General features: G+C 69.1%; 25 protein-coding genes and 1 other RNA gene. 7 read left to right on the forward strand and 19 right to left on the reverse strand.

The annotated features are described in order from the left end of the window. Positions 1-113: 113 nt before the first annotated feature. The 3 genes from ACN5KJ_RS11035 to ACN5KJ_RS11045 all read right to left on the reverse strand — a co-directional run bounded on the left by ACN5KJ_RS11035 (position 114) and on the right by ACN5KJ_RS11045 (position 1,809). Positions 114-542 (reverse strand): DUF2852 domain-containing protein, encoded by a 429-nt coding sequence (locus tag ACN5KJ_RS11035; protein WP_418593968.1) that lies wholly within the window; start codon positions 540-542, stop codon positions 114-116. Between the two features lie 210 nt (positions 543-752). Next, positions 753-1,220, reverse strand: a complete 468-nt coding sequence (locus ACN5KJ_RS11040; RefSeq protein WP_418593969.1) for a YbaK/EbsC family protein — start codon at positions 1,218-1,220, stop codon at positions 753-755. A 10-nt stretch (positions 1,221-1,230) separates the two neighbouring features. After that, the gene (locus ACN5KJ_RS11045; protein WP_418593970.1) at positions 1,231-1,809 is read right to left on the reverse strand and encodes an NAD(P)H-dependent oxidoreductase; all 579 of its coding nucleotides are present in this window, start codon (positions 1,807-1,809) and stop codon (positions 1,231-1,233) included. Between the two features lie 63 nt (positions 1,810-1,872). On the opposite strand from ACN5KJ_RS11045, the gene ACN5KJ_RS11050 reads away from it, so the two are divergent. Continuing rightward, positions 1,873-4,656, forward strand: a complete 2,784-nt coding sequence (locus ACN5KJ_RS11050) for a glutamine-synthetase adenylyltransferase (protein ID WP_418593971.1) — start codon at positions 1,873-1,875, stop codon at positions 4,654-4,656. After that, on the forward strand, positions 4,646-4,912 hold the full coding sequence (locus ACN5KJ_RS11055; protein WP_347167884.1) for a hypothetical protein: 267 nt from the start codon (positions 4,646-4,648) through the stop codon (positions 4,910-4,912). Before ACN5KJ_RS11050 ends, ACN5KJ_RS11055 begins: the two co-directional genes overlap by 11 nt. A 71-nt stretch (positions 4,913-4,983) precedes the next feature. Here the strand turns inward: ACN5KJ_RS11055 and eda are convergent, their stop codons facing one another. Then, positions 4,984-5,628, reverse strand: coding sequence for a bifunctional 4-hydroxy-2-oxoglutarate aldolase/2-dehydro-3-deoxy-phosphogluconate aldolase (gene eda / locus ACN5KJ_RS11060; protein ID WP_418594199.1), 645 nt, complete (start codon positions 5,626-5,628; stop codon positions 4,984-4,986). A 97-nt stretch (positions 5,629-5,725) separates the two neighbouring features. Further along, a complete protein-coding gene (gene edd, locus ACN5KJ_RS11065; protein WP_418593972.1) occupies positions 5,726-7,531 on the reverse strand; it encodes a phosphogluconate dehydratase in 1,806 nt (601 codons plus the stop codon). 180 nt (positions 7,532-7,711) lie between these two features. Here edd and ACN5KJ_RS11070 point away from each other — a divergent pair, with 180 nt between their 5' ends. From ACN5KJ_RS11070 to ACN5KJ_RS11080, 3 genes are all read left to right on the forward strand, one after another. Next, positions 7,712-8,908: an RSP_2647 family RNA methyltransferase gene (locus ACN5KJ_RS11070; RefSeq protein WP_418593973.1), complete on the forward strand. Its 1,197-nt coding sequence runs from the start codon at positions 7,712-7,714 to the stop codon at positions 8,906-8,908. Further along, complete coding sequence (locus tag ACN5KJ_RS11075) at positions 8,905-9,447, forward strand: RSP_2648 family PIN domain-containing protein (protein ID WP_418593975.1); 543 nt, start codon at positions 8,905-8,907, stop codon at positions 9,445-9,447. The genes ACN5KJ_RS11070 and ACN5KJ_RS11075 overlap by 4 nt, the downstream gene beginning before the upstream one ends. Before the next feature lie 132 nt (positions 9,448-9,579). Further along, positions 9,580-10,695, forward strand: coding sequence for an ABC transporter ATP-binding protein (locus tag ACN5KJ_RS11080; RefSeq protein WP_418593977.1), 1,116 nt, complete (start codon positions 9,580-9,582; stop codon positions 10,693-10,695). On the opposite strand, the gene ACN5KJ_RS11085 is transcribed toward ACN5KJ_RS11080, so the two are convergent. From ACN5KJ_RS11085 to ACN5KJ_RS11150, 14 genes are all read right to left on the reverse strand, one after another. Continuing rightward, positions 10,692-10,928 (reverse strand): ribbon-helix-helix domain-containing protein, encoded by a 237-nt coding sequence (locus ACN5KJ_RS11085; protein ID WP_418593978.1) that lies wholly within the window; start codon positions 10,926-10,928, stop codon positions 10,692-10,694. The two genes, ACN5KJ_RS11080 and ACN5KJ_RS11085, sit on opposite strands and share 4 nt — an antisense overlap. Continuing rightward, positions 10,925-11,098: a DUF4169 family protein gene (locus ACN5KJ_RS11090; RefSeq protein WP_418593979.1), complete on the reverse strand. Its 174-nt coding sequence runs from the start codon at positions 11,096-11,098 to the stop codon at positions 10,925-10,927. The genes ACN5KJ_RS11085 and ACN5KJ_RS11090 overlap by 4 nt, the downstream gene beginning before the upstream one ends. A 175-nt stretch (positions 11,099-11,273) precedes the next feature. Then, a complete protein-coding gene (gene fumC / locus ACN5KJ_RS11095) occupies positions 11,274-12,674 on the reverse strand; it encodes a class II fumarate hydratase (protein WP_418593981.1) in 1,401 nt (466 codons plus the stop codon). Positions 12,675-12,939: 265 nt separating this feature from the next. Continuing rightward, positions 12,940-13,413, reverse strand: coding sequence for an SspB family protein (locus ACN5KJ_RS11100; RefSeq protein WP_347167879.1), 474 nt, complete (start codon positions 13,411-13,413; stop codon positions 12,940-12,942). A 64-nt stretch (positions 13,414-13,477) separates the two neighbouring features. Beyond that, positions 13,478-14,716: a chromate efflux transporter gene (chrA, locus tag ACN5KJ_RS11105; RefSeq protein WP_418593984.1), complete on the reverse strand. Its 1,239-nt coding sequence runs from the start codon at positions 14,714-14,716 to the stop codon at positions 13,478-13,480. 63 nt (positions 14,717-14,779) lie between these two features. After that, complete coding sequence (locus ACN5KJ_RS11110) at positions 14,780-15,130, reverse strand: DUF4345 family protein (RefSeq protein WP_206564812.1); 351 nt, start codon at positions 15,128-15,130, stop codon at positions 14,780-14,782. A gap of 226 nt (positions 15,131-15,356) precedes the next feature. Next, positions 15,357-15,706, reverse strand: a transfer-messenger RNA (tmRNA) gene (gene ssrA / locus ACN5KJ_RS11115). A 331-nt stretch (positions 15,707-16,037) separates the two neighbouring features. Beyond that, positions 16,038-16,802, reverse strand: a complete 765-nt coding sequence (locus ACN5KJ_RS11120; protein ID WP_418593986.1) for a Phenylacetic acid catabolic protein — start codon at positions 16,800-16,802, stop codon at positions 16,038-16,040. Positions 16,803-16,919: 117 nt separating this feature from the next. After that, positions 16,920-17,996 (reverse strand): 1,2-phenylacetyl-CoA epoxidase subunit PaaE, encoded by a 1,077-nt coding sequence (gene paaE / locus ACN5KJ_RS11125; protein WP_418593988.1) that lies wholly within the window; start codon positions 17,994-17,996, stop codon positions 16,920-16,922. Between the two features lie 13 nt (positions 17,997-18,009). Continuing rightward, entirely contained in the window at positions 18,010-18,531 is a 522-nt protein-coding gene (paaD, locus tag ACN5KJ_RS11130) for a 1,2-phenylacetyl-CoA epoxidase subunit PaaD (protein WP_418593990.1), read from the reverse strand. Next, a complete protein-coding gene (gene paaC, locus ACN5KJ_RS11135; RefSeq protein ID WP_418594201.1) occupies positions 18,525-19,373 on the reverse strand; it encodes a 1,2-phenylacetyl-CoA epoxidase subunit PaaC in 849 nt (282 codons plus the stop codon). The genes paaD and paaC overlap by 7 nt, the downstream gene beginning before the upstream one ends. Continuing rightward, positions 19,373-19,657 (reverse strand): 1,2-phenylacetyl-CoA epoxidase subunit PaaB, encoded by a 285-nt coding sequence (paaB, locus tag ACN5KJ_RS11140; protein WP_206564817.1) that lies wholly within the window; start codon positions 19,655-19,657, stop codon positions 19,373-19,375. The genes paaC and paaB overlap by 1 nt, the downstream gene beginning before the upstream one ends. 130 nt (positions 19,658-19,787) lie before the next feature. Continuing rightward, a complete protein-coding gene (paaA, locus tag ACN5KJ_RS11145; RefSeq protein WP_418593992.1) occupies positions 19,788-20,792 on the reverse strand; it encodes a 1,2-phenylacetyl-CoA epoxidase subunit PaaA in 1,005 nt (334 codons plus the stop codon). A gap of 269 nt (positions 20,793-21,061) precedes the next feature. Further along, positions 21,062-21,664 carry a TetR/AcrR family transcriptional regulator gene (locus tag ACN5KJ_RS11150; RefSeq protein ID WP_418593994.1) on the reverse strand — a complete coding sequence of 201 codons (603 nt, stop codon included), beginning with the start codon at positions 21,662-21,664 and terminating at the stop codon, positions 21,062-21,064. Positions 21,665-21,751: 87 nt separating this feature from the next. Between ACN5KJ_RS11150 and paaZ the strand changes: the two genes are divergently transcribed. Both paaZ and ACN5KJ_RS11160 read left to right on the forward strand, forming a co-directional pair. After that, entirely contained in the window at positions 21,752-23,776 is a 2,025-nt protein-coding gene (paaZ, locus tag ACN5KJ_RS11155; RefSeq protein WP_418593996.1) for a phenylacetic acid degradation bifunctional protein PaaZ, read from the forward strand. Positions 23,777-23,968: 192 nt separating this feature from the next. Continuing rightward, positions 23,969-25,546, forward strand: coding sequence for a benzoate-CoA ligase family protein (locus ACN5KJ_RS11160; protein WP_418593998.1), 1,578 nt, complete (start codon positions 23,969-23,971; stop codon positions 25,544-25,546). The last annotated feature ends 15 nt before the right edge of the window (positions 25,547-25,561 follow it).

Below are 25,561 nucleotides of genomic sequence, written 5' to 3' on the forward strand. Positions count from 1 at the left end.
GGTGAATGGCGGGATTTTAGCATCCCGGAGCCTGTCCGGGAAAGCCCCGGCCCTGGCGCCGGCGGGCGCGCGGGCCGGGGACCGCCGCCCCGAGGGGCGGCGGCAGCGGGGTGTCAGGCCTCGGCGGGTTCCGAGACGTCCTTCATCCGCTTTTCGCGGTCGTCCATGAACTGGTCGAACTCGGCCTTGTCCTTGGCTTCGCGCAGGCGCCTGAGGAAGTCCTCGAAGGCGCCCTGTTCTTCCTCGAGGCGGCGCAGGGTTTCGGCCTTGTAGGCGTCGAAGGCCATGTTGCCCGAGGGCTTCATCGCCGCCCAGGCGGCATGGGTGTTGTGGCGCGTTTGGCTGCGGCAGGATTTTCCGAACATGCGTTTGCTCCAGATCATGTAGGCCAGAAGGCCAAGGCCGATCGGCCAGAAGAGGATGAACCCGAGGACCGTGGCCGCGATCCAGGCACCCTTGCCCTTGTGATCCAGCCAAGCCTCGGCCCGGGTCAGCCAGCCGGCATTGGCGGGCAGGTGGGACGTGTAAGCGGCGGTGGTCATGTGTCTCTCTCTCCGTTGAGGCTGGTATGTGAATGCTCTTCACATTACAGGAGATCGGGATTGCCCGGGTGCCTTTCAAGGGTCGATGTGAAGGTTTTTCACATTTTCCGGAAAGGGCGTTTTGCGTCAGGCGTTTGCGCGTCTTTTGGCGGCCTGTGCAGAGGTATTTTTACCAAGAAGAAGCCGCAGGAAGGCGCATGTCGGCGTGGCCTAGAGGGTGAAATCGGCCGGTTTGGCGCCGGTCAGGGCGGGCAGGACGGCGGGATCCAGCGGGAAGACGTGGCGGGGGGTGCCCGCGGCGGCCCAGACCCGGTCGAACTCCAGCAGGCGCGGGTCGAGCCATGCGCGGATCGGGTTCAGGTGGCCGACCGGAGAGACCCCGCCGATGGCAAAGCCGGTCTGGGCGCGGATCAGGTCGGCGTCGGCCTTGCCCAGCGGCTCGCCCGCGAGCGCCGTGGCCTTGTCGGCGCAGACCCTGTTGCCGCCCGCGGTCAGGAAGAGCACCGCGTCGCCGGTGTTCTCGGCGCGGAAGATGATCGACTTGGCGATCTGGTCGAGCTGACAGCCGACGCTGTCGGCGGCCTCCTGCGCGGTGCGGGCCTGGCCGACTTCGCGGATCTCGGCGGGCAGGCTGGCGGTTTCGAGGGCGGCGCGCACGCGCTTGAGGCTTTTGGACATCGGGTCTTTCCTAGCTGAAGTGACGGGTGAGGCGCCGTGAAAGGCGGCTCTCGAAACCTGCGATGCGGGGCTCGGTCGCGGTCTCGGCCCGGTGGAACGCGGCCATGGCAAAGCGGGCGCGTGGGGCGACGGGGCGGATCACGCCCCATTTCAGCGCCTTGTGTACCGGCTGGCGGGCAATGAGGCGGTCGTACCACCAGGGCGCGCCCAGGGTGGTGATCGCCATGACGCGGGTCAGGTTGGTCAGGCGCGGCACCATGGCACCGCCCCCGGGCGCGTGGTCATAGGCCACGCCGGGCAGAAAGCTGCGGTCGATCCAGCCCTTGAGGATCGCGGGCAGGCCGAACCACCATGTCGGGAAGACCAGCACGAGGCCCTCGACCCCGGCCAGCCCGGCGCGATCCTCGAACGGCGCGCCGTAATAGCGCGCGCGCTCACCGGCGGTCAGCACCGGCGCGAAGCCCTCGGCATAGAGGTCCGTCACGGCGAGGTCGTGGCCCATCGCCCTCAGCCGCGCGCCGACATGGCCTGCGAGGCGGGCGTTCAGGCTGTCTTGCAGCGGATGCGCAAGGATCAGGCGGATCTTCATGCCGCTTTGTGGCAGAGCCCTGCGGGCTTGCCAAGCGGGCGGTCGCATGGCCATCTGCGCGCCATGAAACTGACCGATCACATCACCCGCACGCCCTTTGCCTTCGACACCGACCGGGGGGCAGAGGCGCGGGCCGCCGCGCCCTTCGCCTCTGGCCCGCTGGCCGACCTGCTGGAGGGGACGGGCGGCTCCAGCCCCTATCTGCTTGGGTTGATCCAGCGCGAGGCGGATTGGCTGGAAGGCGCGGTCGAGGACATGGACGGCGCGCTTGCGGCGCTGTTCGAGGGGCTGGAGGGTGCCGGCGATCTGCCCGTGGCGCTGCGGCAGGCCAAGCGGCGGGTGGCGCTGCTGACCGCGCTTGGCGACCTTGGCGGCGCCTGGCCGCTGGAGCGGGTGACCGCCACGCTGACGGAGTTCGCCGACGTAGCCGTGGGCCTGGCGCTGCGCGCTGCCGTCGCGCAGGAGGTGAAGCGCGGCAAGCTGCCGGGCGCCGACGACAGCGCAGTGGAGCAGGCCGGGGGCATCGCCGTCTTCGCCATGGGCAAGATGGGCGCGCATGAGCTGAACTACAGCAGCGACATCGACCTGATCTGCCTTTTCGACGAAACCCGCTACGACCGCGACGATTATCACGATGCGCGCGCCAGTCTTGTCCGGGCGACGCGCCGGATGGCCGCCACGCTGAACGACCTGACCGGGGAGGGCTATGTCTTCCGCACCGACCTGCGGCTGCGCCCCGATCCCGCCGTCACGCCGGTCTGCATGGCGATGGAGGCGGCGGAACGCTACTACGAAAGCCTTGGCCGGACCTGGGAGCGGGCGGCCTACATCAAGGCCCGGGTCTGCGCCGGGGATTTCGCCGCCGGAGACCGCTTCCTGCAGGCGCTGCGCCCCTTCGTCTGGCGGCGGCATCTGGACTTCGCCGCCATCCAGGACGCCCATGACATGCGGCTGAAGATCCGCGAGCACAAGGGGCGCCACGGGCGCATCGCCCTGCCGGGCCACAACATGAAGCTGGGCCGCGGCGGCATCCGCGAAATCGAGTTCTTCACCCAGACCCGCCAGCTGATTGCGGGTGGACGCGACCCGGACCTGCGGGCGCGTGGCACCGTCGAGGGGCTGGCGCGGCTGACCGAGAAGGGCTGGCTGCCCGCCGGGGTCTCGGATAAGCTGGCCGAGCATTACCGGGCGCACCGCGAGGTGGAGCACCGGGTGCAGATGGTCAACGACGCGCAGACCCATACGCTGCCCGAGGCGCTCGAGGGCATGGCGCGGCTGGCCTGCCTGATGGGGGTGGAACTGGACCCCTGGCAGAAGGAGCTGCGCGCGCGGCTGACCGAGGTGCATGAGCTGACCGAGGGCTTCTTCGCTCCCGATGCGCGCGGCAGCGTCGAGACGCCCGAGGTCTTCGAGAACAGCGAGTTGCCCTCGCGCTGGCCGACCTATCCCTGTCTGCGTTCGTCGCGCGCGGTGGAGATCTTCAAGCGGCTGAAGCCCGAGATCCTGCGCCGTCTGGCAGAGGCGGCGCGGCCCGAAGAGGCGCTGACCGCCTTCGACGGCTTCCTGTCGCGGCTGCCCGCCGGGGTGCAGGTCTTTTCGCTGCTGGACTCGAACGCGCAGTTGCTGGACCTGCTGGCGGATATCGCCGGGACGTCGCCGGATCTGGCGCATTACCTTGCGCGCAATGCCTCGGTCTTCGATGCGGTGATCGCGGGGGATTTCTTCGCGCCCTGGCCGGGCCGGGTGGCGCTGACGGAGGCGCTGCGCGACAGGCTGGCGCAGGAGACCGATTACGAGACCCGGCTGGACCAGGCGCGGCGCTGGCAGAAGGACTGGCACTTCCGCATCGGCGTGCACCTGCTGCGCGGCCTGATGGAGACCGAGGAGGCGGGCGCCGCCTATGCCGATCTGGCCGAGGCGGTTCTGGCGGCGCTCTGGCCCGTGGTGCAGGAGGAATTCGCGACCAAGCACGGTGCGGCGCCGGGGCGCGGGGCGGTGGTGCTGGGGATGGGGTCGCTGGGCTCTGCCCGGCTGCACGCCCGGTCGGACCTCGACCTGATCGTGATCTACGATCCCGACGGGGTCGAGGCCTCGGAGGGGCGGCGTCCCTTGCCCGCGCGCACCTATTATGCGCGGCTGACGCAGGCGTTGATCACCGCGATGACGGCGCCCATGGCCGAGGGGCGGCTTTACGAGGTCGATATGCGGCTGCGGCCCTCGGGCAACCAGGGGCCGGTCGCGACCTCGCTGGAGGCCTTCACCAGCTACCAGCGCACCGAGGCCTGGGTCTGGGAGCATCTGGCCCTGACGCGGGCCCGGGTACTGGCGGGACCGCCGGCGCTTGGCGAGGAGGTCGAGGCCTTCCGGCGCGAGATCCTGGGCCAGCCTCGGGACCGGATCGAGATCTTGACGGCGCTGGCCGGGATGCGGCGGCGGATCGCCGCGGCGAAGGGCAAGGGCGATCCCTGGGATGCCAAGATCGGACGCGGACGGATGCAGGAGATCGAGTTGCTGGCGCAAAGCGCATCCCTGCTGTCGGGCAAGGCGGTGCGGCAGGTGCCGCGCGCGCTGCGCGGGGCGGCTTGGATCGAGGCGGAGGACCGCGAAACGCTGGTCGCGGCCTATGCGTTGTGCACCTCCGTGCAGACCGGGGCGCAGCTTCTGAGCGATGCGGCGCTGGACCCGGAGCGGCTGGGCGCCGGGGGGCGGGCCCTGATGGAGCGGCTGGGCGGCGTGTCGCGCTTCGACGGCCTTCTGCCGGAACTGGAGCAGCGCACGGCGGCGGCGGCGGCGATCCTCGACAGGATTTTGCCGGAGGAACGGGGGGCGGACGCGCATGAAGGGTGATGGCTTCGATGCCAAGGGGCTGATCGCAGAGGCCTACCGGATCGAGGGGATCGGGCCGGGGGAATGCCGGTCGATCTTCCTCGACTGGGCGCTGTCGCTGCCCGCCGATGTCGATCAGGCCGCGGCGCTGCGCGCGCTTTTGGACCGCCACGGGGTCGAGGGGCACCCGATGACGGCGGTGCTGCGCGAGGCGGGGCAGCCGATACAGGGCGGGCGCCGCGGCGGCTGGCGCGGGCGCCGACCGCCGGAGCACTGAGGTCGCATCCGGCGGGGGCGGAAATTTCCAAAATTTCCGGGCCGTTTTCCGGGTCGGAAAACGCGCGGGCCTCAGGGGCGGGGCAGGGCGGCGGCCTCGGCGGCCAGTCTCTCGATGGCACCCCAGTCGCCGGCGGCCACCCGGTCCTTGGGGGCGACCCAGCTGCCGCCGCAGCACAGCACGTTGGACAGCGACAGGTAGTCGGCCACGTTGGCCATGCTGACGCCGCCGGTGGGGCAGAATGTCACCTGCGGAATCGGCGCGCCGATGGCCTTGAGCGCGGGCGCGCCGCCGTTGGCCTCGGCGGGAAAGAATTTCTGCACGGTATAGCCGCGTTCGAGCAGACGCATGACCTCGGAGGAGGTGGCGGCGCCGGGCAGCAGCGGCAGGCCTGCCTCTTCGCAGGCCGAGAGGACGGTGTCGGTGGCGCCCGGCGAGACGCCGAACTGCGCGCCCGCGTCGACGGCGTTCTGCACGTCCTTCGGCGTCAGCAGCGTCCCCGCGCCGACGACGCCGCCCGCGACCCTGGCCATCTCGCGGATCACGTCGAGCGCGGCGGGGGTGCGTAGCGTCACCTCGAGCACCGGCAGGCCGCCCCTGACCAGCGCCCCGGCCAGGCCTTTGGCCTGCGCGGCGTCATCGACGACGAGGACGGGGATCACCGGGGCGAGGCGGCAGAGTTTCTCGGCCTCGGCGGAGGCGGCTTCGGGGGTGATCATGGGCGGGCCTTTGCGTTGCTTGGCCGGGGGCGGGAGCCTCCGGCGGGGATATTTAGGGACAGAAGAAACCGGGCGGGGTGCCTGGGATTCGGGGTCACACCACCACGGCGGCGCCATTGGAGGCAAGGCCCACGTTCTGGCGGAAGGCGGCAAAGAGCTCGCGCCCGACGCCATGGCCATTGCCGGAGAGGTCGGCGGTGGCGGGGTCGCGGCTGTCGAAGTCCGGCGCGAGGCAGTCGATTGCGCCCGTCGTGGCGTCGACGCGGATCACGTCGCCGTCGCGGACCCGGGCGAGCGGGCCGCCATGCGCCGCCTCGGGCGAGACGTGGATGGCGGCGGGGACCTTGCCCGAGGCACCGGACATGCGGCCATCGGTGACCAGCGCGACCTTCAGCCCCCGGTCCTGCAGCACGGCGAGGGTGGGGGTCAGGCCGTGCAGTTCCGGCATGCCGTTGGAGCTTGGCCCCTGGAAGCGGACGACAACCACCGTGTCCTCGGTGAATTCGCCGGCCTTGAAGGCGGTCTTGACGGCCTCCTGGTCCTGGAAGACGCGGGCCTTTGCCTCGATCACGTGGCGTTCGGGGGCGACGGCTGAGACCTTGATAATGCCCTGGCCGAGGTTGCCGGAGAGCTGCTTGAGCCCGCCGGTCTTCTGGAAGGGATCGCAGGCGGGGCGCAGGATGCGGTCGTTCTGGGTGTTGCGGTCGGCCTCGACCCAGGTCAGGCGGCCGTCCAGCACCTTGGGTTCCTGCGTGTAGCGGCTGAGGCCGTCGCCCGCCACGGTGCTGACGTCGTCGTGCAGCAGGCCCGCGTCCAGCAGGTGGGCCATCATGTATTGCAGTCCGCCCGCCGCGTGGAAGTGGTTCACGTCCGCCAGCCCGTTCGGGTAGACCTTGGCCATCAGCGGCGTCACCGAGGAGATCTCGTCGAAATCCTCCAGTTCCAGCGCGATCCCGGCGGCGCGGGCCATGGCGGGCATGTGCAGCACGAGGTTGGTCGAGCCGCCCGTCGCCATCAGCCCGACCATGCCGTTCACGAAGGCCCTGGCGTCGAGGATCTCGGAGACCGGGCGGTAGTCGTTGCCGAGGTTGGTGATCTGCAGCGCGCGTTCGGTGCCCGCCACGGTCAGCGCATCGCGCAGGGGTGTGTTGGGGTTCACGAAGGAGGCGCCGGGCAGGTGCAGGCCCATGAATTCCATCAGCATCTGGTTGGAATTCGCGGTGCCGTAGAAGGTGCAGGTGCCGGGCGCGTGGTACGAGGCCATCTCGGCCTTCATCAGCTCATCGCGGCCCACGTCTCCGGTGGCGAACTGCTGGCGGACCTTGGCCTTTTCGTCGTTGGGCAGGCCCGAGGGCATGGGGCCAGCGGGCAGGAAGATGCCCGGAATGTAGCCGAAGGTGGCCGCCGCGATCACCAGCCCCGGCACGATCTTGTCGCAGACGCCAAGGTAGAGGGCTGCGTCGAAGGTGTTGTGGGACAGCGAGACCCCGGCGGCCAGCGCGATCACGTCGCGGGAGAAGAGCGACAGCTCCATCCCGACCTGACCCTGCGTGACGCCGTCGCACATGGCCGGCACGCCGCCCGCCACCTGAGCCGTGCCGCCTGCGGCGCGCGCCGCGTCGCGGATCAGCTGCGGGAACCGCTCGAAGGGCTGGTGGGCCGAGAGCATGTCGTTGTAGGCTGTGACGATGCCGATGTTGGGCGCCTGCCCGGTGGCGAGCGCGTCCTGATCGGCACCCATGGCGGCATAGGCATGGGCCTGGTTGCCGCAGGTCAGATGGGCGCGGCGCGGGCCTTCCTCGGCGGCGCGGCGCATCCGGTCGAGGTAGGTGTCGCGCATCTGGCGCGACCGCTCTTCGATGCGGTCCGTCACGCGGGCGATGGTGTCGTTCAGCGCCATGGGGGCCTCCGATCCTGCAAGCTGGCTTGGCGGCACCCTAGTCCTGTTAGCGTTAACAGTAAAGAGGCCGACCGGTCGCACTGGGCGGAAAAGCCCCGCCGCCCGGATGTCCTGCGCGGAAAGCGGGCCGGGCGCGCGTGGGTGCTTTCCGCCGCGCGCGTTTGCGGCTATGGCGGGGCCATGAGCACCCTGACCGACCGCCCCGTCCTGCGACTCCTTCCCAAGGCCAATGCCCGCGCGATCCGCCGCGGCGCGCCATGGGTCTTCGACAACGAACTGGTGATGGACCGCCGCACGCGCGGCATCGCCCCCGGCACCATCGCCACGCTGGTGGACCACGAGCGCGCCGAGCTGGCGACCGTGGCCGTGAACCCGGCGTCCAAGATCGTGGCGCGGGTGCTGGACCGCGCGCAGGTCGAGATCGACACCGACTGGATGAGCGCCCGGGTCGAGAAGGCGCTGTCCCTGCGCGAGCGGGTCTACGGCGCGCCCTTCTACCGGCTGATCCACGCCGAGGCCGACGGCTTCCCGGGGCTGATCGTGGACCGCTTCGGCGACACTCTGGTGGTGCAGCCCAACGCGGCGTGGATCGACGCGCTGCTGGATCCGCTGACCGCCGTTCTGGCGGCGGTGACGCGCTGCACGGTGGTGCTGAAGAACGCCTCGGGCCGAGGCCGCACGCTGGAAGGGCTGGACGATGCCGATGCCGTGCTGCTGGGGCAGGCGCCCACCGCGCCGGTGCCGGTCGAGATGAACGGCGCGACCTACATGGCCGACGTCGTGGGCGGCCAGAAGACCGGGCTGTTCTACGATCAGCGCGAGAACCAGGCCTTTGCGGCGCGGCTGGCGCAGGGGGCCTCGGTCGTCGACATCTTTAGCCATGTCGGCGGCTTCGGCCTTGCGGCGGTGGCGGGCGGCGCGAAAAGCGTGCTTTGCGTCGACAGCTCCGCCCCGGCGCTGGAGCTTGCGACCAAGGGCGCCGGGGCCATGGCGCTGGGGGATCGCTTCGCCACGCGGCAGGGCGACGCCTTCGCCACGATGGAGGCGCTGGCGCAAGAGGGCAAGCGCTTCGACCTCGTGGTCTGCGACCCGCCCGCCTTCGCCCCGGCAAAACCGGCGCTGGAGAAGGGGCTGCGCGCCTATGAACGGGTCGCACGGCTGGGCGCGGCGCTGGTCAAGGAGGACGGCTACCTCGTGCTGTGCTCCTGTTCGCATGCCGCCGATCTGGCCAGCTTCACCGGCGCCTGCCTGCGCGGCATGGGGCGCGCGGGGCGGCGGGCGACGCTGATCCACACGGGCTTTGCCGGCGCCGATCACCCGCAGCTGCCGCAACTGGCGGAATCGGGCTACCTGAAGGCGCTGTTCTTCCGCCTGTGAAGGTCCTGCTGGACACCTGCGTCCTGTACCCGACGGTGATGCGCGAGATGCTGCTGGGCGCGGCGGGGCAGGGGCTGTTCACGCCGCTCTGGTCCGCCCGCATCCTCGAGGAATGGGCGCTGGCGGCCCGCAAGATCGGCCCGGGCGGCGAGGCGCAGGCCCGGGCCGAGATCGCCATGACCGGCGTCAACTGGCCCAAGGCGCAGGTGACATGGCCGCCCTCGCTAGAATCGCGGCTCTGGCTGCCGGATGCCAATGACGTGCATGTGCTGGCGGCGGCGGTGGCGGGCTCGGCGGATGTGATCGTGACGATGAACGCCAAGGATTTCCCGCGCAACCTGCTTGCCGAGGAAGGCCTGTCGCGCGTCGATCCCGACGCCTTCCTGCAGGGCCTGTTCGAGGCCAACCCCGAGGCCCTGGCCCATGTCGCCACCCGCGTGCTGGGCGAGGCCCGGCGCCTGTCGGGCGAGGACTGGACCCTGCGCGCGCTGATGAAGAAGGCCCGGCTGCCACGCCTCGGCAAGGCGCTGGACCGGTAGCGGCGGGGCGCCAACCGTCCAGCGAAATGCCTGCCCAGGGACAGTTCGCGCTGCCCGCGGCGCGGCAGCGGGTTGTCGGCGCCGCCCGGGACGTCTATCACGAAGAAAATCTGATGAATTCGGTCGGACTCCGTGACTGCAGCAAAGACCTCACCGCGCCTGGAAATCCGCGACATCACCCGCAGCTTCGACGGCAAGCGGGTGGTGGATCGCGTCTCGCTGAGCATCGCGCCCGGCCAGGTCACCTGCCTGCTGGGGCCCTCGGGCTGCGGCAAATCCACGACGCTGCGCATGATCGCGGGCGTCGAGATGCAGGACAGCGGCACCATCCATGTCGACGGCCAGCTGGTCTGCGACACGGTCTTCCGGGTGCCGCCGGAACGGCGCTCGATCGGGCTGATGTTTCAGGACTTCGCCCTCTTCCCGCACCTCAGCGTGGGCGAGAACGTGGCCTTCGGGCTGAAGGGGGGCGGTGCCGACCGCAAGGCGCGGGCGCACAGGCTGCTCGACCGCGTCGGTCTGGCACATTTCATCGACGAGTTCCCGCACCAGCTTTCGGGCGGCGAGCAGCAGCGCGTGGCGCTGGCCCGCGCGCTGGCGCCCAGCCCGCGAATCATGCTGATGGACGAGCCCTTCTCGGGCCTCGACAACCGGTTGCGCGACGGCATCCGGGACGAGACGCTGGACCTGCTGAAGGAAGAGGGCGCGGGCGTCCTGCTGGTCACCCACGAACCCGAAGAGGCCATGCGCATGGCCGACGAGATCGCGCTGATGCGCGCGGGCCGGATCGTGCAGCGCGGCGCGCCCTATACGATCTACAACGCCCCCGCCGACCGCGACGCCATGGCCTTCTTCAGCGATATCAACATCGTGCGGGCCACGGCGCGGGGCGCGCTGGCGGATACGCCCTTCGGCCCCTTCCTCGCGCCCGGCGTGGCCGACGGCGCCGAGGTCGAGATCGTCTTTCGCCCGCAGCATGTGGGCATCGACTTCGACCGCGGCGGCAGCGGTCCGCTGCCCACGGAACGGGCCGGCACGCCGGCGCGCGGCATCGTCGAACGCGCCCGCTTCATGGGGTCGGAAAGCCTGATCGAGTTCCGCATGGACCACGACGGCCAGATGCTGCGGGCCACGGTGCCCAATGTCTTCCTGCCCGAAAAGGGCCGTCCGCTTTGGCTGACCGTGCGGCGGGACCGCTGCTTCATCTTTCCGACGGACGGCGATAATCCTTCCAGAACAGTGTCCTAAGGCGCGTTCTTCACCTTATTCGACTGCGCGCGCTCCAGCACGAAGACCCGGATCGCAGAGGCCAGCCCGACCCCGGGATCGCGGCCCGCGTCGATCTCGGCTGCCAGCGCGTTCAGCGGCTTGCCGTCCTCGGCGGCGATGCGCCGGAAGGCCCGCCAGAAGGCATCTTCCAGAGAGACCGAGGTCCGGTGCCCCTGCAGCGTCAGCGAGTGCTTGACCGGCCGCCCGGTCATTCCTGCCGCTGCCCGTCGAGATCGCGCCGCGCCTTCTCGGCCCGCGCCGCGTCCAGCGCGCGCTCGGCCTTGCTGCGCCCATGCTTCGCGGCATTCTCGTCGCCCGCGCGGCGCTTCTCGGCGCGGGCCTTCTCCTTGCGGAATCGGTTCAGGTTCACGGGCTGGGTCATGGGCTGAAATCTAGCCGAGGCCCGGTGGCAATTGCCATCCCCAAGAGACCCGCCGCCCCATTCATCAATGGAAAAGGGGCGCCCCCTCTGCCGGCAGGGCGCCCCTTTCCTCTTCTCTGGTCTGAAAATACCTCGGGGGCGCGCGCAGCGCGTGGGGGCAGAGCCCCCTCCCGCCTCAGTCCCGGGCCTTGGGTCCGATCATCTCCTCGGGCCGCACCACGCGGTCGAAGGTCTCGGCGTCGACGAAGCCAAGCGCGATGGCCTCTTCCTTCAGCGTCGTGCCGTTCTTGTGCGCGGTCTTGGCGACCTTGGTGGCATTGTCATAGCCGATGGTCGGCGCCAGCGCCGTGACCAGCATCAGGCTTTCTTCCATCAGCTTCTGGATGCGCGGGCGATTGGCCTCGATGCCGTTCAGCATCCGCTGGGTGAAGCTGTCGGCCACGTCGCCCAGCAGCTGCATCGACTGCAGCAGGTTGTAGGCCATCATCGGGTTGTAGACGTTCAGCTCGAAATGGCCCTGCGAACCGGCGAACTTGATTGCCGCGTCATTGCCCATGACATGGGCCGCGACCTGGGTCATCGCCTCGGCCTGCGTCGGGTTGACCTTGCCCGGCATGATCGACGAACCCGGCTCGTTCTCCGGCAGGATCAGCTCGCCAAGGCCCGAGCGCGGGCCCGATCCGAGGAAGCGGATGTCGTTGGCGATCTTGTACATGGCCCCCGCCACGGTCGCCAGCGCGCCGGACATGAAGACCATGGCGTCATGCGCCGCCAGCGCCTCGAACTTGTTCGGCGCGGTGACGAAGGGCAGGCCGGTGATCTCGGCCATATGCGCGGCCACGGCCTCGCCCCAGCCCTCGACCGTGTTCAGACCGGTGCCGACGGCGGTGCCGCCCTGTGCCAGCTCGTAGATGCCCGGCAGGGCCTGCTCGATGCGCTTGATGCCGTTGCGGATCTGGCAGGCGTAGCCCGAGAACTCCTGCCCCAGCGTCAGCGGGGTGGCGTCCTGCGTGTGGGTGCGGCCGATCTTGATGATGTCCTTGAACTCGGCGGCCTTAGCCTCCAGCCCCTCGGCCAGTACGGTCAGTCCCGGCAGAAGCACGTCGCGCGCCATCATGGCGGCGGCGATATGCATGGCGGTGGGGAAGGTGTCGTTGGACGACTGGCCCATGTTGCAGTGGTCGTTCGGGTGCACCGGGTCCTTCGATCCGATGGTGCCGCCCAGCATCTCGATCGCCCGGTTGGCGATGACCTCGTTGGCGTTCATGTTCGACTGGGTGCCCGAGCCGGTTTGCCAGACCACCAGCGGGAAATTGTCGTCGAACTTGCCCGCGATCACCTCTCCGGCGGCGGCGATGATCGCATCGGCCAGCCTGGCATCCAGCGCGCCGGTGGCCTTGTTCTCCATCGCGCAGGCCTGCTTGATCACACCCAGCGCGCGGACGACGGCCACGGGCTGCTTTTCCCAGCCGATGGGGAAGTTCATGATCGAGCGCTGCGTCTGCGCGCCCCAATACTTGTCAGAGGGAACCTCGAGCGGGCCGAAGCTGTCGGTTTCGGTGCGGGTGTCGGTCATGCCTGTCTCCTCGGATGCGTTTGGATCCCGTCATACCCACCCGCCCGGAAAAGGCAATGTGTATGCGGTGGTATACGGGCGCTAACAGGCCCTCGCGGGGCCGGTTTCAGAAGCCATCCTGGGCAGGGCGCAACGTCTTGAAGCCGGGGATCTGGTGCAGGTCGTGCGGACCAAGGGCGCCCCGTCGCGCCGCAGGTCCGCCGCCGGGGGCGGCGGCAGGGGCGCCTTTACCTTGCACCGAAGCGGGTGTCCCCGCCGCCGGTGGCTACTTGCGGAAGCGGTCGAGACTGACCACCTCGGCGTCGCGGTGCTGCGGCTCGGGCTTGCCGCCCTCGGGACCGTCCGGCGGCTCGGGGCCGTCGTCATCCTCGTCCTCGTCCTCATCCTCCTGCGATTCGAAGCGCAGGCCGAATTCGACAGAGGGGTCCACGAAGGTCTTGATGGCGTCGTAGGGGATATACAGACGCTCGGGCGCGTCGCCGAAATTCAGCGTGATGCCAAAGCCTTCGTCCGTTACCTCGAGCCCGTCGAACCAGTGCTGCATGACCACCGTCATCTCGCCGGGATAGCGATCCGACAGCCAGTCCGCCAGTTCGCTGTCCGGGTGGGCGGTGTCGAAGGTGATGAAGAAATGGTGATCGCCGGGAAGGCCATTGTCCTGAACGCCTGTCAGGACCTCCTGAATAAGGCCGCGCATGGCACGATGCATCAGTTTGCCATAGTCGATCCCGTCGGACATCTCGTCTTTCCTTGTTTCTCGGCGCCAGCATATTGGTTTTGGCGGCGAGGAAAAGGGCGGATTGTCAGAGGCTACCGATTGCCCAGCCCGCCGCCGCGCAAAGCGGCAGCACCAGGGGCACGCCGCGCTTCAGCGGCCCCAGAAGCCCCCAGGCAAGCGCGATCAGCGGCAGGGCCTGCCAGCGCAGGCTGTCGAGGACGGGCCAGTCCGGGCCAAGGGGCTGTGCGCGTGTTTCGGCAAAAAGCGTGTGCAGCGCGAACCACAGCGACAGGTTGGCGATGACCCCCACGACGGCGGCGGTGATCGCCGCCAGCGCGGCGCGCAGGCGCGGACGGGCGGTCAGGGCCTCGACATGGGGCGCGCCCGCGAAGATCCACAGGAAGCAGGGCACGAAGGTCATCCAGAGCGTCAGCGCCCCGGCGGCCAGCCCGAACCACAGCCCGCCGGCCTGGTGCCCCGCCAGCTGGCCGACGAATTGCGTCACGAGGATCAGCGGCCCGGGCGTCGTCTCGGCCAGACCCAGCGCGTCGATCATCTGGGCCGCGTCCAGCCAGTGGCGTGTCTCGACCACCTCCTGCGCCATCCAGGCCAGCACCGCGTAGGCGCCGCCGAAGGTCAGAACCGCCAGCTTGGCAAAGAAAGCGGCAAGGTCGAACAGCAGCGCCTGCCCGGTCAGATGCAGGATCGGCAGGGGGGCCAGCCACAGCGCGGCCCAAAAGAGCAGCGTGGTGGGTTTCGTGGGGGTGCCGTGATGCGGCTCTGGCGCCACGTCCTGCGCGGGCGGTGGACGCAGGGCACCCCAGAGCGCCGCAAACCCGATGATCAGCGGAAAGGGCAGCCCGGCCAGGAAAAGCGCGGCGAAGGACAGCGCCGCAAGGGCAAGGTCGGCCGGACCCTTCAGGGCCTTTGCGGAGAGCCGCAGCAGCGCCTGCGCGACGATGACGATGACCGCCGCCTTGACCCCCAGAAGAAGCGATGCGGTCTCGGGCCGCGTGCCATGCGCGGCATAAAGCGCCGCAAGGACGGCAATGACCAGCGCGCCGGGCAGGGTGAAGAGCGTGCCGGCGATCAGCCCGCCGGGGATGCCGCGCAGGCGCCAGCCGATATAGGTGGCCAGCTGCATGGCCTCTGGCCCGGGCAGCAGCATGCAGAAGCTGAGGCCGCGCAGGAACTGCTCTTCACTCAGCCAGCCGCGGCGTTCCACCGTCTCGCGGTGCATCAGGGCGATCTGCGCCGCCGGGCCGCCGAAGGACAGAAGGCCGGTGCGCAGGAAGACGCGGACGAGGAGGGTGCGGTCGGTCATCCTGCCGGATTAGGGGGGCTTTGTGACGGCGGCAAGACGGTCGGGGCCGGGCGGCGGGGGCTGTCAGCGGTCCGGCCAATGGTTGAGGATCAGCCAGGCGGCGGGCAGCGCCTCGAGCAGGAACCAGACGGCGGCCTTGGGTTGCGGCGGTTTGTCCAGGATCATCGAGATCCCGCGCCCGGTTGCGGCCCCGGCATAGGCCACGCCCAGCATGGCATAGGCGAAGCCCGCGCCGCTGATCAGGCAGGTCAGCGCCATGGCGACAAAGAGCCCGCCGGCAGAGGCGCGCAGTTCGGACAGGCCCATGGTCGATTGCGTCGGCGCCAGATCCAGCGCCTTGGCGGCATAGCGGGGCGCGACAAAGCCGATGGCGCCGAAGGCCAGGGTGAGCAGGGCGATGAGGATGTCGATCATGGGGGCTCCGGGCCGGTTTCCGCAGAGCTAGCAGGCGGTCGGACCGGGTCAACGACGGCGGGGCGCGGCGGGGCAGGCCGGTTGTGGCCCATGGCGCGGCATGGGCACCCTCTGCGCGGCTTGGCGGGAGGGGTCAAGGCAAGGGGCGCGGCGGCCCTGATCTCGCGCAGGGATATGTCTCGCGGGATGGTTGAGCGGGGAGGCCTGACAGGGGGGGGAGAGTAGTAGTGCAGGCTTCTGTTGCCAGGTGCCTGCGAACCCCGCCTTACGCTGCTAGGCGCAAGGACTTAGATTTCGGTATTCCCAACTGCTTACGCAGCGAGGGCAACCGGAGCACGATTGTTGTTGGCAATTGTACTTTGTGAACCGATAACGGTGGTATCTCACCGGGACAAAGCCACGTCTTTACACGTTCGTCGATCCTGTTTCGGCCCCATGATCCCCCAACAAGAGATATATGGTGGAGCCGCCGGGTACCGCCCCCGGGTCCGATCCGCTTATTTCACGCACGTTTATGCCCATAGTCCCTTGCGGGACATTTCCAATATAGGGGCGCGGCGGCGGCTTGCAAAGGGGCGAAGTGCTCCCGGCGGGTCCGAAATCTTTCAAAGATTTCGGACCGGTTTCTTTCAAAGAAACCGGCGCCCCCTCAGCCGATGCGGCGGATCGGGGCGGCGTTGCAGAAGATCACCACCTGACCGGCGTTCTCATAGGCGCGATAGCCGCGCCACTTCCTGCCGGAAGGCCTCGATCCCGACGAAACGCTCGATATCGCGCAGCTTGCGGCGGATCACCGCGCCGTCGCGCGCGGCCTTCGATGCAAAGAGATCGTTCAGCCAGTGTTCCGGCGTCAGGGGCGACAGGGGGGGGCATGCCGCAATCCTGCCTCATCACGGTTAAGCCCGGGTTAAGGGGCGCCGAGGCCCAGCCCTTGCAGGTGGCTTTCCACGGCGCTTTGCCACCGCTGCCGCAGGTCCGCGTTCGGGTGGTGCCGCAGACCCATGGCGCGCAGGCGGTCGTAGCGCTCCGAGGTCTCGGGGCCGAAGGTCTGCGACACTTTCGGATCCCAGTAGGCGAGCGCCGCCCCGACCGCGCCCCGCGCGGTCCCGACCAGCCGCTCCAGCCCTTCGAGCCCAAGTTCCAGGTGGCGCCTTTCGCGCGGCAGCAGCTCGCGCAGGACCTCTGCCAGCGGCGAATAGGACGCAAGGGCCATCTCTTCGAGGTGGATCACCGAGGCCGTGCCCATCAGCACGTTCATGGTCACCGCGTCGGCCCAGCCCTGCAGCGGGTAGTGGAAGACCGAGAGCCGCATGTCGCCGCCGTGGCGCCGCGCGCCGATATCCTCGTCCCGCCCCACGCGGGCGGCCCAGTCATGCGCCGCGTTGTAGCGGCTGACGTCGGTGCCGAACTCAGCCATCAGCGCCAGCACGCGCTCGGCATGGTCGGCCTTTTCCAGCGTGATGCGGCTGGCGGCGATGCGCTCCTTGATGCCGGGGGCCTTGTTGATCGCATCCGCGAAACCCGCCGACCCGGCCAGCGCACTGTCCACGAAAGAGGACATCAGCCGCATCAGCTCGGCCCGGTAGCGCGGCGGGACGTTCTCGGGCGAGGTCAGCTTGCCGCCCTGCGCGAGGTAGTCGGCCAGCGCCATGGTGTCGGTCTCCGTCGTCATGGCGTGATCGCCCTGACTGCGGGGTGGGCAGGTCGGCAACCGCGTTCCGCCCGCCTCGCGCCCGTGGCACGGTCCTGCGTCGGCATACCCTGATGTGTCGTCATGCCCGTGGCGACGTCATTCGTCATAGCTGAGCACCACCCTGTCCGAGACCGGCACCGCCTGACAGGAGAGCACGTAGCCCGCGCGCACCTCGTAGTCTTCCAGCGCGTGGTTGGTTTCCATCTCCATCTCGCCCTCCAGCACCTTGGCGCGGCAGGTCGAGCAGACCCCGGCCTTGCAGGAAAAGGGCGCGTCCATATGGGCGGCGATGGCGGCATCCAGCACCGCGGTGCCGTCCTTGGCCATGCGGAAGTTGCGGGTCGTGCCGTCCAGCGTGACCGAGACCGCGCAGCTGTTCGCCCCCGCCGCCTCTTGCCGCGACACCGCTTTCTTCTTCGCGCGGCCCGGCTGGGACGAGGCGAAAAGCTCGAACTTGATCTGACCGTCTTGCAGCCCCTGCTTGCGCAGGCCCTCGGCGATGGTCAGCATCATCGGTTCCGGCCCGCAGATGAAGACCGTGTCGACGCTGTCGGCGTCGATCCAGTGGCGAAACAGCGCGTCCATCTTTTCGGCGTCGATGCGCCCGGTGAAGAGGTCGATGTCCTGCGCCTCTGTCTCCAGCACATGGATGACCGAGAAACGGCCCAGATGCTCGTTCTTCAGATCCTCCAGCGCCTCGCGGAACATGATCGAGCCGGTCTGCCGGTTGGCATAGACCAGCGTGAAGCGGCTGTGCGGCTCGCGCGACAGCGTGGTCTTGATGATCGACAGAAGTGGCGTGATGCCCGAGCCGCCCGCGAAGCCCAGGTAGCCGCGCGCGGTGGAAGCATCCAGCGGCGTATGGAACTTGCCCATGGGCGGCATGGCGTCCAGCACGGCGCCGGGGGCCAGCGCCTCGTTGGCCCATGTGCTGAAGGCGCCGCCGTCGACGCGCTTGATCCCGACCTTCAGACAGCCCTCGTCGAGGCCCGCGCAGATCGAATAGCTGCGCCGCAACTCCTCGCCGTCGAAGGCGCGGCGGAAGGTCAGGTACTGTCCCTGGGTGAAGGAAAAGGCGTCGCGGTCCTCGTCCCGGGGGCGCAGGGTCACCACGACGGCGTCGCGGGTCTCGCGCTGGACATCGGTGACGTCGAGGGTGTGGAAACGAGGCATTGGCGGTCTTCCCTCAGTGGCACTTGAAGTAGTCGAAGGGTTCAAGGCAATCCGTGCAACGGTAGGCCGCCTTGCAGGGGGTCGAGCCGTGCTGGCTGATCTTCTCGGTCGCGCCCGATCCGCAGCGCGGGCAGGGGGCCGTCAGGTTGGACTGCCCCGACAGCCTGCGGGCGCGGGCGGCCATCGGACCGTCCGGCGCAGTGCCGTCGATGGGCGGGGCGATGCCATAGGCGCGCAGTTTCTCGCGCCCCTCGGGGGTGATCCAGTCCGAGGTCCAGGGCGGCGAAAGGCGGCGTTCGAGGCGCAGCGCCCCGACCCCTTCGGCGCGCAGCTTGTCCGCGATCATCAGGTCGATCACGGCGGTCGCCGGACAGCCCGAGTAGGTCGGCGTGACGGCGACCACCAGCGTCTCGCCCTGATAGGCCACGGCGCGCACGATGCCGAGGTCGGTGATCGCGATCACCGGAATCTCGGGGTCCGGGACCTCTGCCAGCCAGTCCCAGACCTGTCGCAGGGGGGCACGGGCCGTCACCATGTGGCGTCCGGATAGGCGCGCTGCAGGAACTGCATCTCGGCCAGCAGGAAGCCCAGATGTTCCGTGTGCCGCCCGGTCTTGCCGCCGGTGTGGACGTCCATGCGGGTCTCGGGCGGGGTCAGTGTCGCCTCGTCCAGCACGTCGCCCACCAGCGCCTGCCACTCGGGCAGGATGGCCACGGGCAGGGGTGCGATGCCCGCCTCGGCCACGGCCTTGTCGATGCCGTCGGTGACGAAGAGCTCGCCCGCGTAGGGCCAGAGCGTGTCCAGCGCCGCCTGCATCCGGGCCTGGCTTTCACCGGTCCCGTCGCCCAGCCGCACGACAAGGTCCGAGGTCCGCTCGACCTGATACGACACCTCCTTCAGCGCCTTGGCCGCGATCTCTGCCACGCGCGGGCTGCTGGATCCGGTCAGCGCCTTCAGCACCAGCCAGTGCCAGGCGTCGAAGAGAAAGGCGCGCATCAGCGTGTGGCCGATGTCGCCATTGGGCAGTTCCACCAGCTTGGGGTTGCGGTACTTCAGCGCGTCGCGGCGGAAGGCCAGCCTGTCGGCATCGCGGCCCGCATCCTCGACCTCGGCGGCCAGCGCCAGCCACATCTGCGCATGGCCGATCAGGTCCAGCGCGGTATTGGCGACGGCGATGTCCTCTTCGAGGATCGGCGCATGGCCGCACCATTCCGACAGCCGGTGGCCCTGGATCAGCGTGGCGTCGCCCATCCGGCAGAGCCAGTCGAAGAAGGCGGGCTTCAGGTCCACGTCCGTCAGATGCGGGTCCGAGGGGCGGGCCTGCTCGGCGGCGAGGCGCTGGGCCTCGGGGGTCATGACATCGGGCAGCGAGGGCATCACATGTGGCCCACTTCGTCGGGGATGTCGTAGAAGGTCGGATGGCGGTAGACCTTGCTTTCCGCCGGATCGAAGAGCGGCCCCTTGTCCGAGGGTTTCGAGGCGGTGATCTGCGCCGAGGGCACCACCCAGATCGAGACGCCTTCCTTGCGGCGGGTATAGACGTCGCGGGCATTCATGATCGCCATCTCGGCGTCGGGCGCATGCAGCGAGCCGACGTGGCGATGGTTCAGCCCGTGGCTGCCCCGGATGAAGACCTCCCAGAGGGGCCATTCCTTGGACATGTGATCCTCCCTGACGGGGCCTCTGCCCCCATGTGCGTGCGTCCAGCCGGCGTGTGCCCCTGTGCCCTGGGGCGTCCCGGCGGGAAGGGTGGTGATCCGGGGCGGGCCGCCGCCCCGACCCGTCAATGCCTCATTCTGCGGCCTGGCCGACCCCGGCCCGGCGCCTGGCGGATTTCTCCGCATAGGCGGTGAGGCCGTCGCGGAACCATGCCCCGTCGTTCCACGCCTTCTGGCGCGCGGCGATGCGTTCGGCGTTGCAGGGCCCGTTGCCTCTGAGCACCTCGAAGAACTCATTCCAGTCGGGCTCGGCGAAGTCCCAGCCTTCCTTGTCCTCGTTCCACTTCAGCGTCTCGTCTGGCACCGTCAGCCCGAGGTACTGCGCCTGCGGCACGGTCTCGTTGACGAAGCGCTGGCGCAGCTCGTCATTGGTGTTGATCTTGATCTTCCACGCCATGGACTGGGCCGAATGCACGGATTCCTTGTCCGAGGGGCCGAACATCATCAGCGCGGGCCCCCAGAAGCGGTTGAGCGCGTCCTGCGCCATTTCCTTCTGCTCGGGCGTGCCCTGCGCCATCTTCATCATGATGTGGTAACCCTGCCGCTGGTGGAAGCTCTCTTCCTTGCAGATGCGCACCATGGCGCGGGCATAGGGGCCGTAAGAGGTGCGCTGCAGCGGCACCTGGTTCATGATCGCGGCACCGTCGACCAGCCATCCCACGGCGCCGATGTCGGCCCATGTCAGGGTGGGGTAGTTGAAGATCGAGGAATACTTCATCCGCCCGTCCAGCAGCATCCGGGTCAGCTCGTCGCGGCTGACGCCCAGGGTCTCGGCGGCACTGTAGAGATAAAGGCCATGGCCCGCCTCGTCCTGCACCTTGGCCAGCAGGATCTGCTTGCGCTCCAGCGTGGGGGCGCGGGTGATCCAGTTGCCCTCGGGCAGCTGGCCGACGATCTCGGAATGGGCGTGCTGGCCGATCTGGCGGATCAGGGTCTTGCGGTAGCCCTCGGGCATCCACTCCTTGGGCTCGATGCGCTCGCCCGCGTCGATGCGCTGCTGAAAGGCGCGCTCTTCGGGGGACATCTCGTCGAGGCTCTGGACGGCCTTGCCGGTGGACTGGACGTTCTGGGCGTACATGCGCGTGCTCCCTGGGTTGGGGCCTTGGGTCCGTAACGCGGGAGGCAGGCCCCCTCCGCCCATTGGGGCGCGCGGGGCGGGCATCGGTCAAGTCTTTCCTCCCGGTCCGGCGACTCGGGTGGTCAGCCAACCGGACGGTCGATTAATAGCACGGAACGTGTCACGAGAAAAGAAATTCTGAACCCAATTTGTAACACGTCAGTCCGGGGCGGCGGAAGGATCGTCGACGATCCTTGCAAATTCCATCCATGGAATTTCGCCGCCCGGGGCTAGCCACCGACCCGTGGCATGCCGCCCAGCAGCAGGTCGCAGATCGTCTCTGCATAGCCCGCGCGCCCGGCTTCGTCCGCCTGACCGTCCCACTGGAAGTGCCAGTTGACCATGGCGAAATAGGACATGGTCAGCGCCCGCATCGCGCTGCGGTCGGCGGCCAGCGCCGGCGGGGCAAGGCGGGCCAGCCGGTTGCGGACCTGGGCCACCAGGTCGCGCTGGTAGGCTTTCAGCAGGGCCTGCTGGGTATCGGGCAGGGCACGGATGGCGTTCAGCTGCACCCCGTGCTCGGCATCGCGCCCCTTGTAGGCGACGAGGATCTCGCGCGTGATGGTCCGCAACTGCGTCTCAGGGTCCGGGCTGGCGTGCTCCAGCCCCGCGATGTGGTCGCGCAGGCCCGAGAGATGCACGTCGAGGATGTCGAAAAGCAGCGCCTCCTTGCTGTTGTAGTAGTGGTAGATATTGGCCTTGGAGATGCCGCAGGCCTGTGCCACCTGCGCCATCGAGGCACGCCCGTACCCCTCGTCCGCAAAGAGGCGGGCGGCGCCTTTCAGGATCGCTTCACGCTTGTCGTCGTGGTCCTTGGCGATGGTGCGCGCCACGGCTCTTCCTTCTGCTGCTCGCCGCAATCCTTGCGCAAAACCAACCGGTCGGTCAATAATAAACCCGGACCAGAGGGAGGGGACGCCATGCAGAAGATTGCCAGCCACGTCGCCGGGGCGTGGATCCCGGCAGGCGGGGGCGCCCGGCCCATCGCCGATGCCGTGACCGGCGCGGTCTATGCCGAGGCCGGGGATGGCGCGATCGACGTCGGCGCCATGCTGGACTACGCGCGGGAGCGGGGCGGCGCGGCCCTGCGGGCCATGACCTTCCACCAGCGCGCGAAGATGCTCAAGGCGCTGGCGGGCCACCTGCACGAACGGCGCGACGCGCTTTACGAGATTTCGTACCGCACCGGCGGCACGCTCGCCGACCACAGGATCGACGTCGACGGAGGCATCGGCACGGTCTTCGTCTATGCCGCGAAGGGGCGGCGCGAGATGCCCGACGACGTGATCCTGCTGGATGGCCCGGTCGAGCAGCTGGGCCGCAGCGGCGCCTTTCTGGGCCAGCACGTCTATACATCCAGACGGGGCGTGGCGGTGCATATCAACGCCTTCAACTTCCCGGTCTGGGGCATGCTGGAAAAGCTGGCGCCCGCGCTGCTGGCGGGGGTGCCCTCGGTGGTCAAGCCCGCGACCGTCACCTGCCCGGTGACCGAGCTTTGCGTGCGCATGATGCTCGACAGCGGCCTCCTGCCCGAGGGCGCGCTGCAACTGGTGACCGGCGGTCTGGGCGACACGCTGGAGCAGCTGGACTGTCAGGACGGCGTCACCTTCACCGGCTCCGCCGAGACCGCCCTGATGCTGAAGCAGACGCCCGCGCTGGTGCGCAACGGGGTGCCCTTCACCGCCGAGCAGGACAGCCTGAACGCCTCGATCCTCGGGCCGGACGCGGGGCCGGACAGTCCCGAGTTCGAGGCCTTCGTCAAGGAGGTCTGCCGCGAGATGACCGCCAAGGCGGGGCAGAAATGCACCGCCATCCGCCGCATCATGGCCCCCGAGGGCCGCGTCGATGCGCTGATCGCGGCGCTCTCGGCGCGGCTGGGCAAGACGGTGGTCGGCGATCCGCGCCTTGATGGTGTGCGCATGGGGGCGCTGGTGTCACTGGACCAGCGCGCCGACGTGTTGGAGAAGGCCGCGCGCATCGGTGCCGAGGCAGAGCTGGTCCATGGCGGGCCGGAGGGCTTCGCCCCGCAGGGGGCGGACGCGGCCAAAGGCGCCTTCATGGCCCCCATGCTGTTCCACTGCGCCGACCCCGACGGCGCGACGGCGGTGCATGAGACAGAGGCCTTTGGTCCCGTCTCCACCGTCATGCCCTATCGCGACCTCGCGCACGCGCTGGCACTGGCGAACCGGGGGCAGGGCAGCCTCGTCGCCTCTGTCGTCACCCATGACCCGCAGGTCGCGCGCGAGGCGGTGCTGGCGGCGGGGGCTTTCCACGGCAGGCTTTACTTCACCGACCGCGACGCCACGGGCGAGGCCACCGGCCACGGCGCGCCCATGCCGCATATGGTCCACGGCGGGCCGGGCCGGGCGGGCGGCGGCGAGGAGCTGGGCGGCATCCGGGGCGTGAAGCACTTCATGCAGCGTACTGCCGTGCAGGGCAGCCCGGCGCATCTGGCCGCCGTGACCGGGCGCTACATCCCCGGCGCGCCGCAGCGCGAGACGCAGACGCATCCCTTCACCCGCCGCTTCGGCGACCTTGCCCCCGGCGACGTGTTGCACAGCGCCGCCCGCGCGGTCACGTTGGAGGATATCGAGCACTTCGCCCGCTTCACCGGCGACACCTTCTATGCCCACATGGACGAGGCCGCGGCGCAGCGGAACCCCTTCTTCCCGGGGCGTGTGGCGCATGGCTACCTGCTGCTGTCCTTCGCCGCCGGGCTGTTCGTGGAGCCGAACGAGGGGCCGGTTCTGGCCAATACCGGGCTGGACGGGCTGCGCTTCATGAAGCCTGTCAGCCCCGGCGACAGCATCAAGGTGGCGCTGACCGTCCTGCACAAGACGCCGCGCACGGCCGATTATGGCGAGGTGCGCTGGCATGTGCGCATGACCAACCAGGACGACGCGCAGGTGGCGGAATACGAGCTGCTGACCATGGTGGCAATTTGATGCACTAAACTGCACTGATGAAGTGGTGTCGCAAAATCTTGCGTGCAGCAGGTGCAATATCTTGCACAAGCTTCTGTCCGGTGCTACGGATCGATCAGCCAGAGCCCGGGCTGCGCCGGGGTCCAGCCGGAAGAGGAGCCGGTTGGACCGATCCGCGCTTTCGGGGATGGACGGGAAGGGAGGCCCATCCGGATGAACGCTGACGCCGCCAGCCAGATCACCGCCGCCGAGGGCGCGGCCGCAAACGCCAATGCCGCGCTCTACTTCGTCGACCGCCACATCGCCGAAGGACGCGCCGACAAGCCCGCCTTCGTCGAGGCGGACGGCGCGAAACGCATCCTGACCTACGGCCAGCTTGCCACGGACTCCGGCCGGTTTGCCGGGGCGCTGATCCGCAGCGCCGTGCGTCGCGAAGAGCGCATCGCCATGGTCATCCGCGACCAGATCGAGTTCCCGGTGGTCTTCTGGGGCGCGATGAAGGCGGGCGCGATCCCGGTGCCGATCAACACGCTGCTGTCCTCGGCGGTCTACGAGCAGATCATCGCCGACAGCCGCGCGACGGTGCTGGTCGTCTCGGAAGAGCTTTGGGAGGTGGTCGAACCGGCGATCCGCGACAACACCGCGCTGCGGGCGGTTGTCGTGATCGGCGCGGCGCCCGGTGGCACGAAAAGCTTCCGTGCCTTCACCGAGGGCGCCCCGGTGCAGGAGGCGGTGACCTGCCACGAGGACGAGCTGGCCTTCTGGCTGTATTCCTCCGGTTCGACCGGGCAGCCCAAGGGGGTGCGCCACGTGCATTCCGCCCTGAAGGCGACCTCGGACACCTTTGGCGCGCAGGTGCTGGGCATCCGCGAAGAGGATACCGTCTATTCCGTGGCCAAGATGTTCTTCGCCTACGGGCTGGGGAACGCCATGTCCTTTCCCATGGCGGTGGGCGCGACCACGGTGATCTTCGGCGGCAGGCCCACGCCGGACGCGGCCTTCGGCATCCTGAAGGACCACCGCCCGACGATCTTCTGCGGGGTGCCGACGCTCTTCGCTGCCCTGCTGGCGGCGGCTGAACAGGGCGGCGCGCCCGAACATGGCCTGCGCCTGTGCACCTCGGCGGGCGAGGCCCTGCCGCGCGAGGTCGGCGAGCGTTGGTCGCGCCTGATCGGGGCCGAGATCGTCGACGGCGTGGGCTCGACCGAGATGCTGCACATCTTCCTGTCGAACGCGCCCGGCGACATCGTCTATGGCACCTCCGGCAGGCCGGTGCCGGGCTACGAGGTGCGCCTTGTGGACGAGCACGACGAGGATGTCGGGCCGGGCGAGGTGGGCGAATTGCTGGTGCGCGGGCCCTCTGCCGCCGAGGGCTACTGGAACCGCCGCGACAAGTCGCGCTCGACCTTCGAGGGGCACTGGACGCGCACCGGCGACAAATACGAGCGCACCGCCGAGGGGCGTTTCGTCTACTGCGGGCGCACCGACGACATGTTCAAGGTTTCGGGCATCTGGGTCTCGCCCTTCGAGGTCGAGCAGGCGCTGGTGGATCACCCGGCGGTGCTGGAGGCGGCGGTGGTGCCGCAGCGCGACGATCAGGATCTGGACAAGCCCAAGGCCTTCGTGGTGCTGAAAGAGGGCCAGTCGCTGGACCCCGACGCCCTGAAGGACTTCGTGAAAGAGAAGATCGGGATGTGGAAGTACCCGCGCTGGGTCGAGGTGGTGGAGGAGCTGCCGAAGACCGCGACGGGCAAGATCCAGCGGTTCAAGCTGCGCGAGGGGCGGTGCTGATCCGGGTTAGCTTTG

Source organism: Ponticoccus sp. (in: a-proteobacteria) (assembly GCF_048381735.1).

Coding starts and splice junctions, on each gene's coding strand:
- ACN5KJ_RS11035 (WP_418593968.1), bottom strand. CDS start 542: ATGACCACCGCCGCTTACACGTCCCACCTGCCCGCCAATGCCGGCTGG.
- ACN5KJ_RS11040 (WP_418593969.1), bottom strand. CDS start 1,220: ATGTCCAAAAGCCTCAAGCGCGTGCGCGCCGCCCTCGAAACCGCCAGC.
- ACN5KJ_RS11045 (WP_418593970.1), bottom strand. CDS start 1,809: ATGAAGATCCGCCTGATCCTTGCGCATCCGCTGCAAGACAGCCTGAAC.
- ACN5KJ_RS11050 (WP_418593971.1), top strand. CDS start 1,873: ATGAAACTGACCGATCACATCACCCGCACGCCCTTTGCCTTCGACACC.
- ACN5KJ_RS11055 (WP_347167884.1), top strand. CDS start 4,646: ATGAAGGGTGATGGCTTCGATGCCAAGGGGCTGATCGCAGAGGCCTAC.
- edd (WP_418593972.1), bottom strand. CDS start 7,531: ATGGCGCTGAACGACACCATCGCCCGCGTGACGGACCGCATCGAAGAG.
- ACN5KJ_RS11070 (WP_418593973.1), top strand. CDS start 7,712: ATGAGCACCCTGACCGACCGCCCCGTCCTGCGACTCCTTCCCAAGGCC.
- ACN5KJ_RS11085 (WP_418593978.1), bottom strand. CDS start 10,928: ATGACCGGGCGGCCGGTCAAGCACTCGCTGACGCTGCAGGGGCACCGG.
- ACN5KJ_RS11090 (WP_418593979.1), bottom strand. CDS start 11,098: ATGACCCAGCCCGTGAACCTGAACCGATTCCGCAAGGAGAAGGCCCGC.
- fumC (WP_418593981.1), bottom strand. CDS start 12,674: ATGACCGACACCCGCACCGAAACCGACAGCTTCGGCCCGCTCGAGGTT.
- ACN5KJ_RS11100 (WP_347167879.1), bottom strand. CDS start 13,413: ATGTCCGACGGGATCGACTATGGCAAACTGATGCATCGTGCCATGCGC.
- chrA (WP_418593984.1), bottom strand. CDS start 14,716: ATGACCGACCGCACCCTCCTCGTCCGCGTCTTCCTGCGCACCGGCCTT.
- ACN5KJ_RS11110 (WP_206564812.1), bottom strand. CDS start 15,130: ATGATCGACATCCTCATCGCCCTGCTCACCCTGGCCTTCGGCGCCATC.
- ACN5KJ_RS11120 (WP_418593986.1), bottom strand. CDS start 16,802: ATGACGACGGAGACCGACACCATGGCGCTGGCCGACTACCTCGCGCAG.
- paaE (WP_418593988.1), bottom strand. CDS start 17,996: ATGCCTCGTTTCCACACCCTCGACGTCACCGATGTCCAGCGCGAGACC.
- paaD (WP_418593990.1), bottom strand. CDS start 18,531: ATGGTGACGGCCCGTGCCCCCCTGCGACAGGTCTGGGACTGGCTGGCA.
- paaC (WP_418594201.1), bottom strand. CDS start 19,373: ATGCCCTCGCTGCCCGATGTCATGACCCCCGAGGCCCAGCGCCTCGCC.
- paaB (WP_206564817.1), bottom strand. CDS start 19,657: ATGTCCAAGGAATGGCCCCTCTGGGAGGTCTTCATCCGGGGCAGCCAC.
- paaA (WP_418593992.1), bottom strand. CDS start 20,792: ATGTACGCCCAGAACGTCCAGTCCACCGGCAAGGCCGTCCAGAGCCTC.
- paaZ (WP_418593996.1), top strand. CDS start 21,752: ATGCAGAAGATTGCCAGCCACGTCGCCGGGGCGTGGATCCCGGCAGGC.
- ACN5KJ_RS11160 (WP_418593998.1), top strand. CDS start 23,969: ATGAACGCTGACGCCGCCAGCCAGATCACCGCCGCCGAGGGCGCGGCC.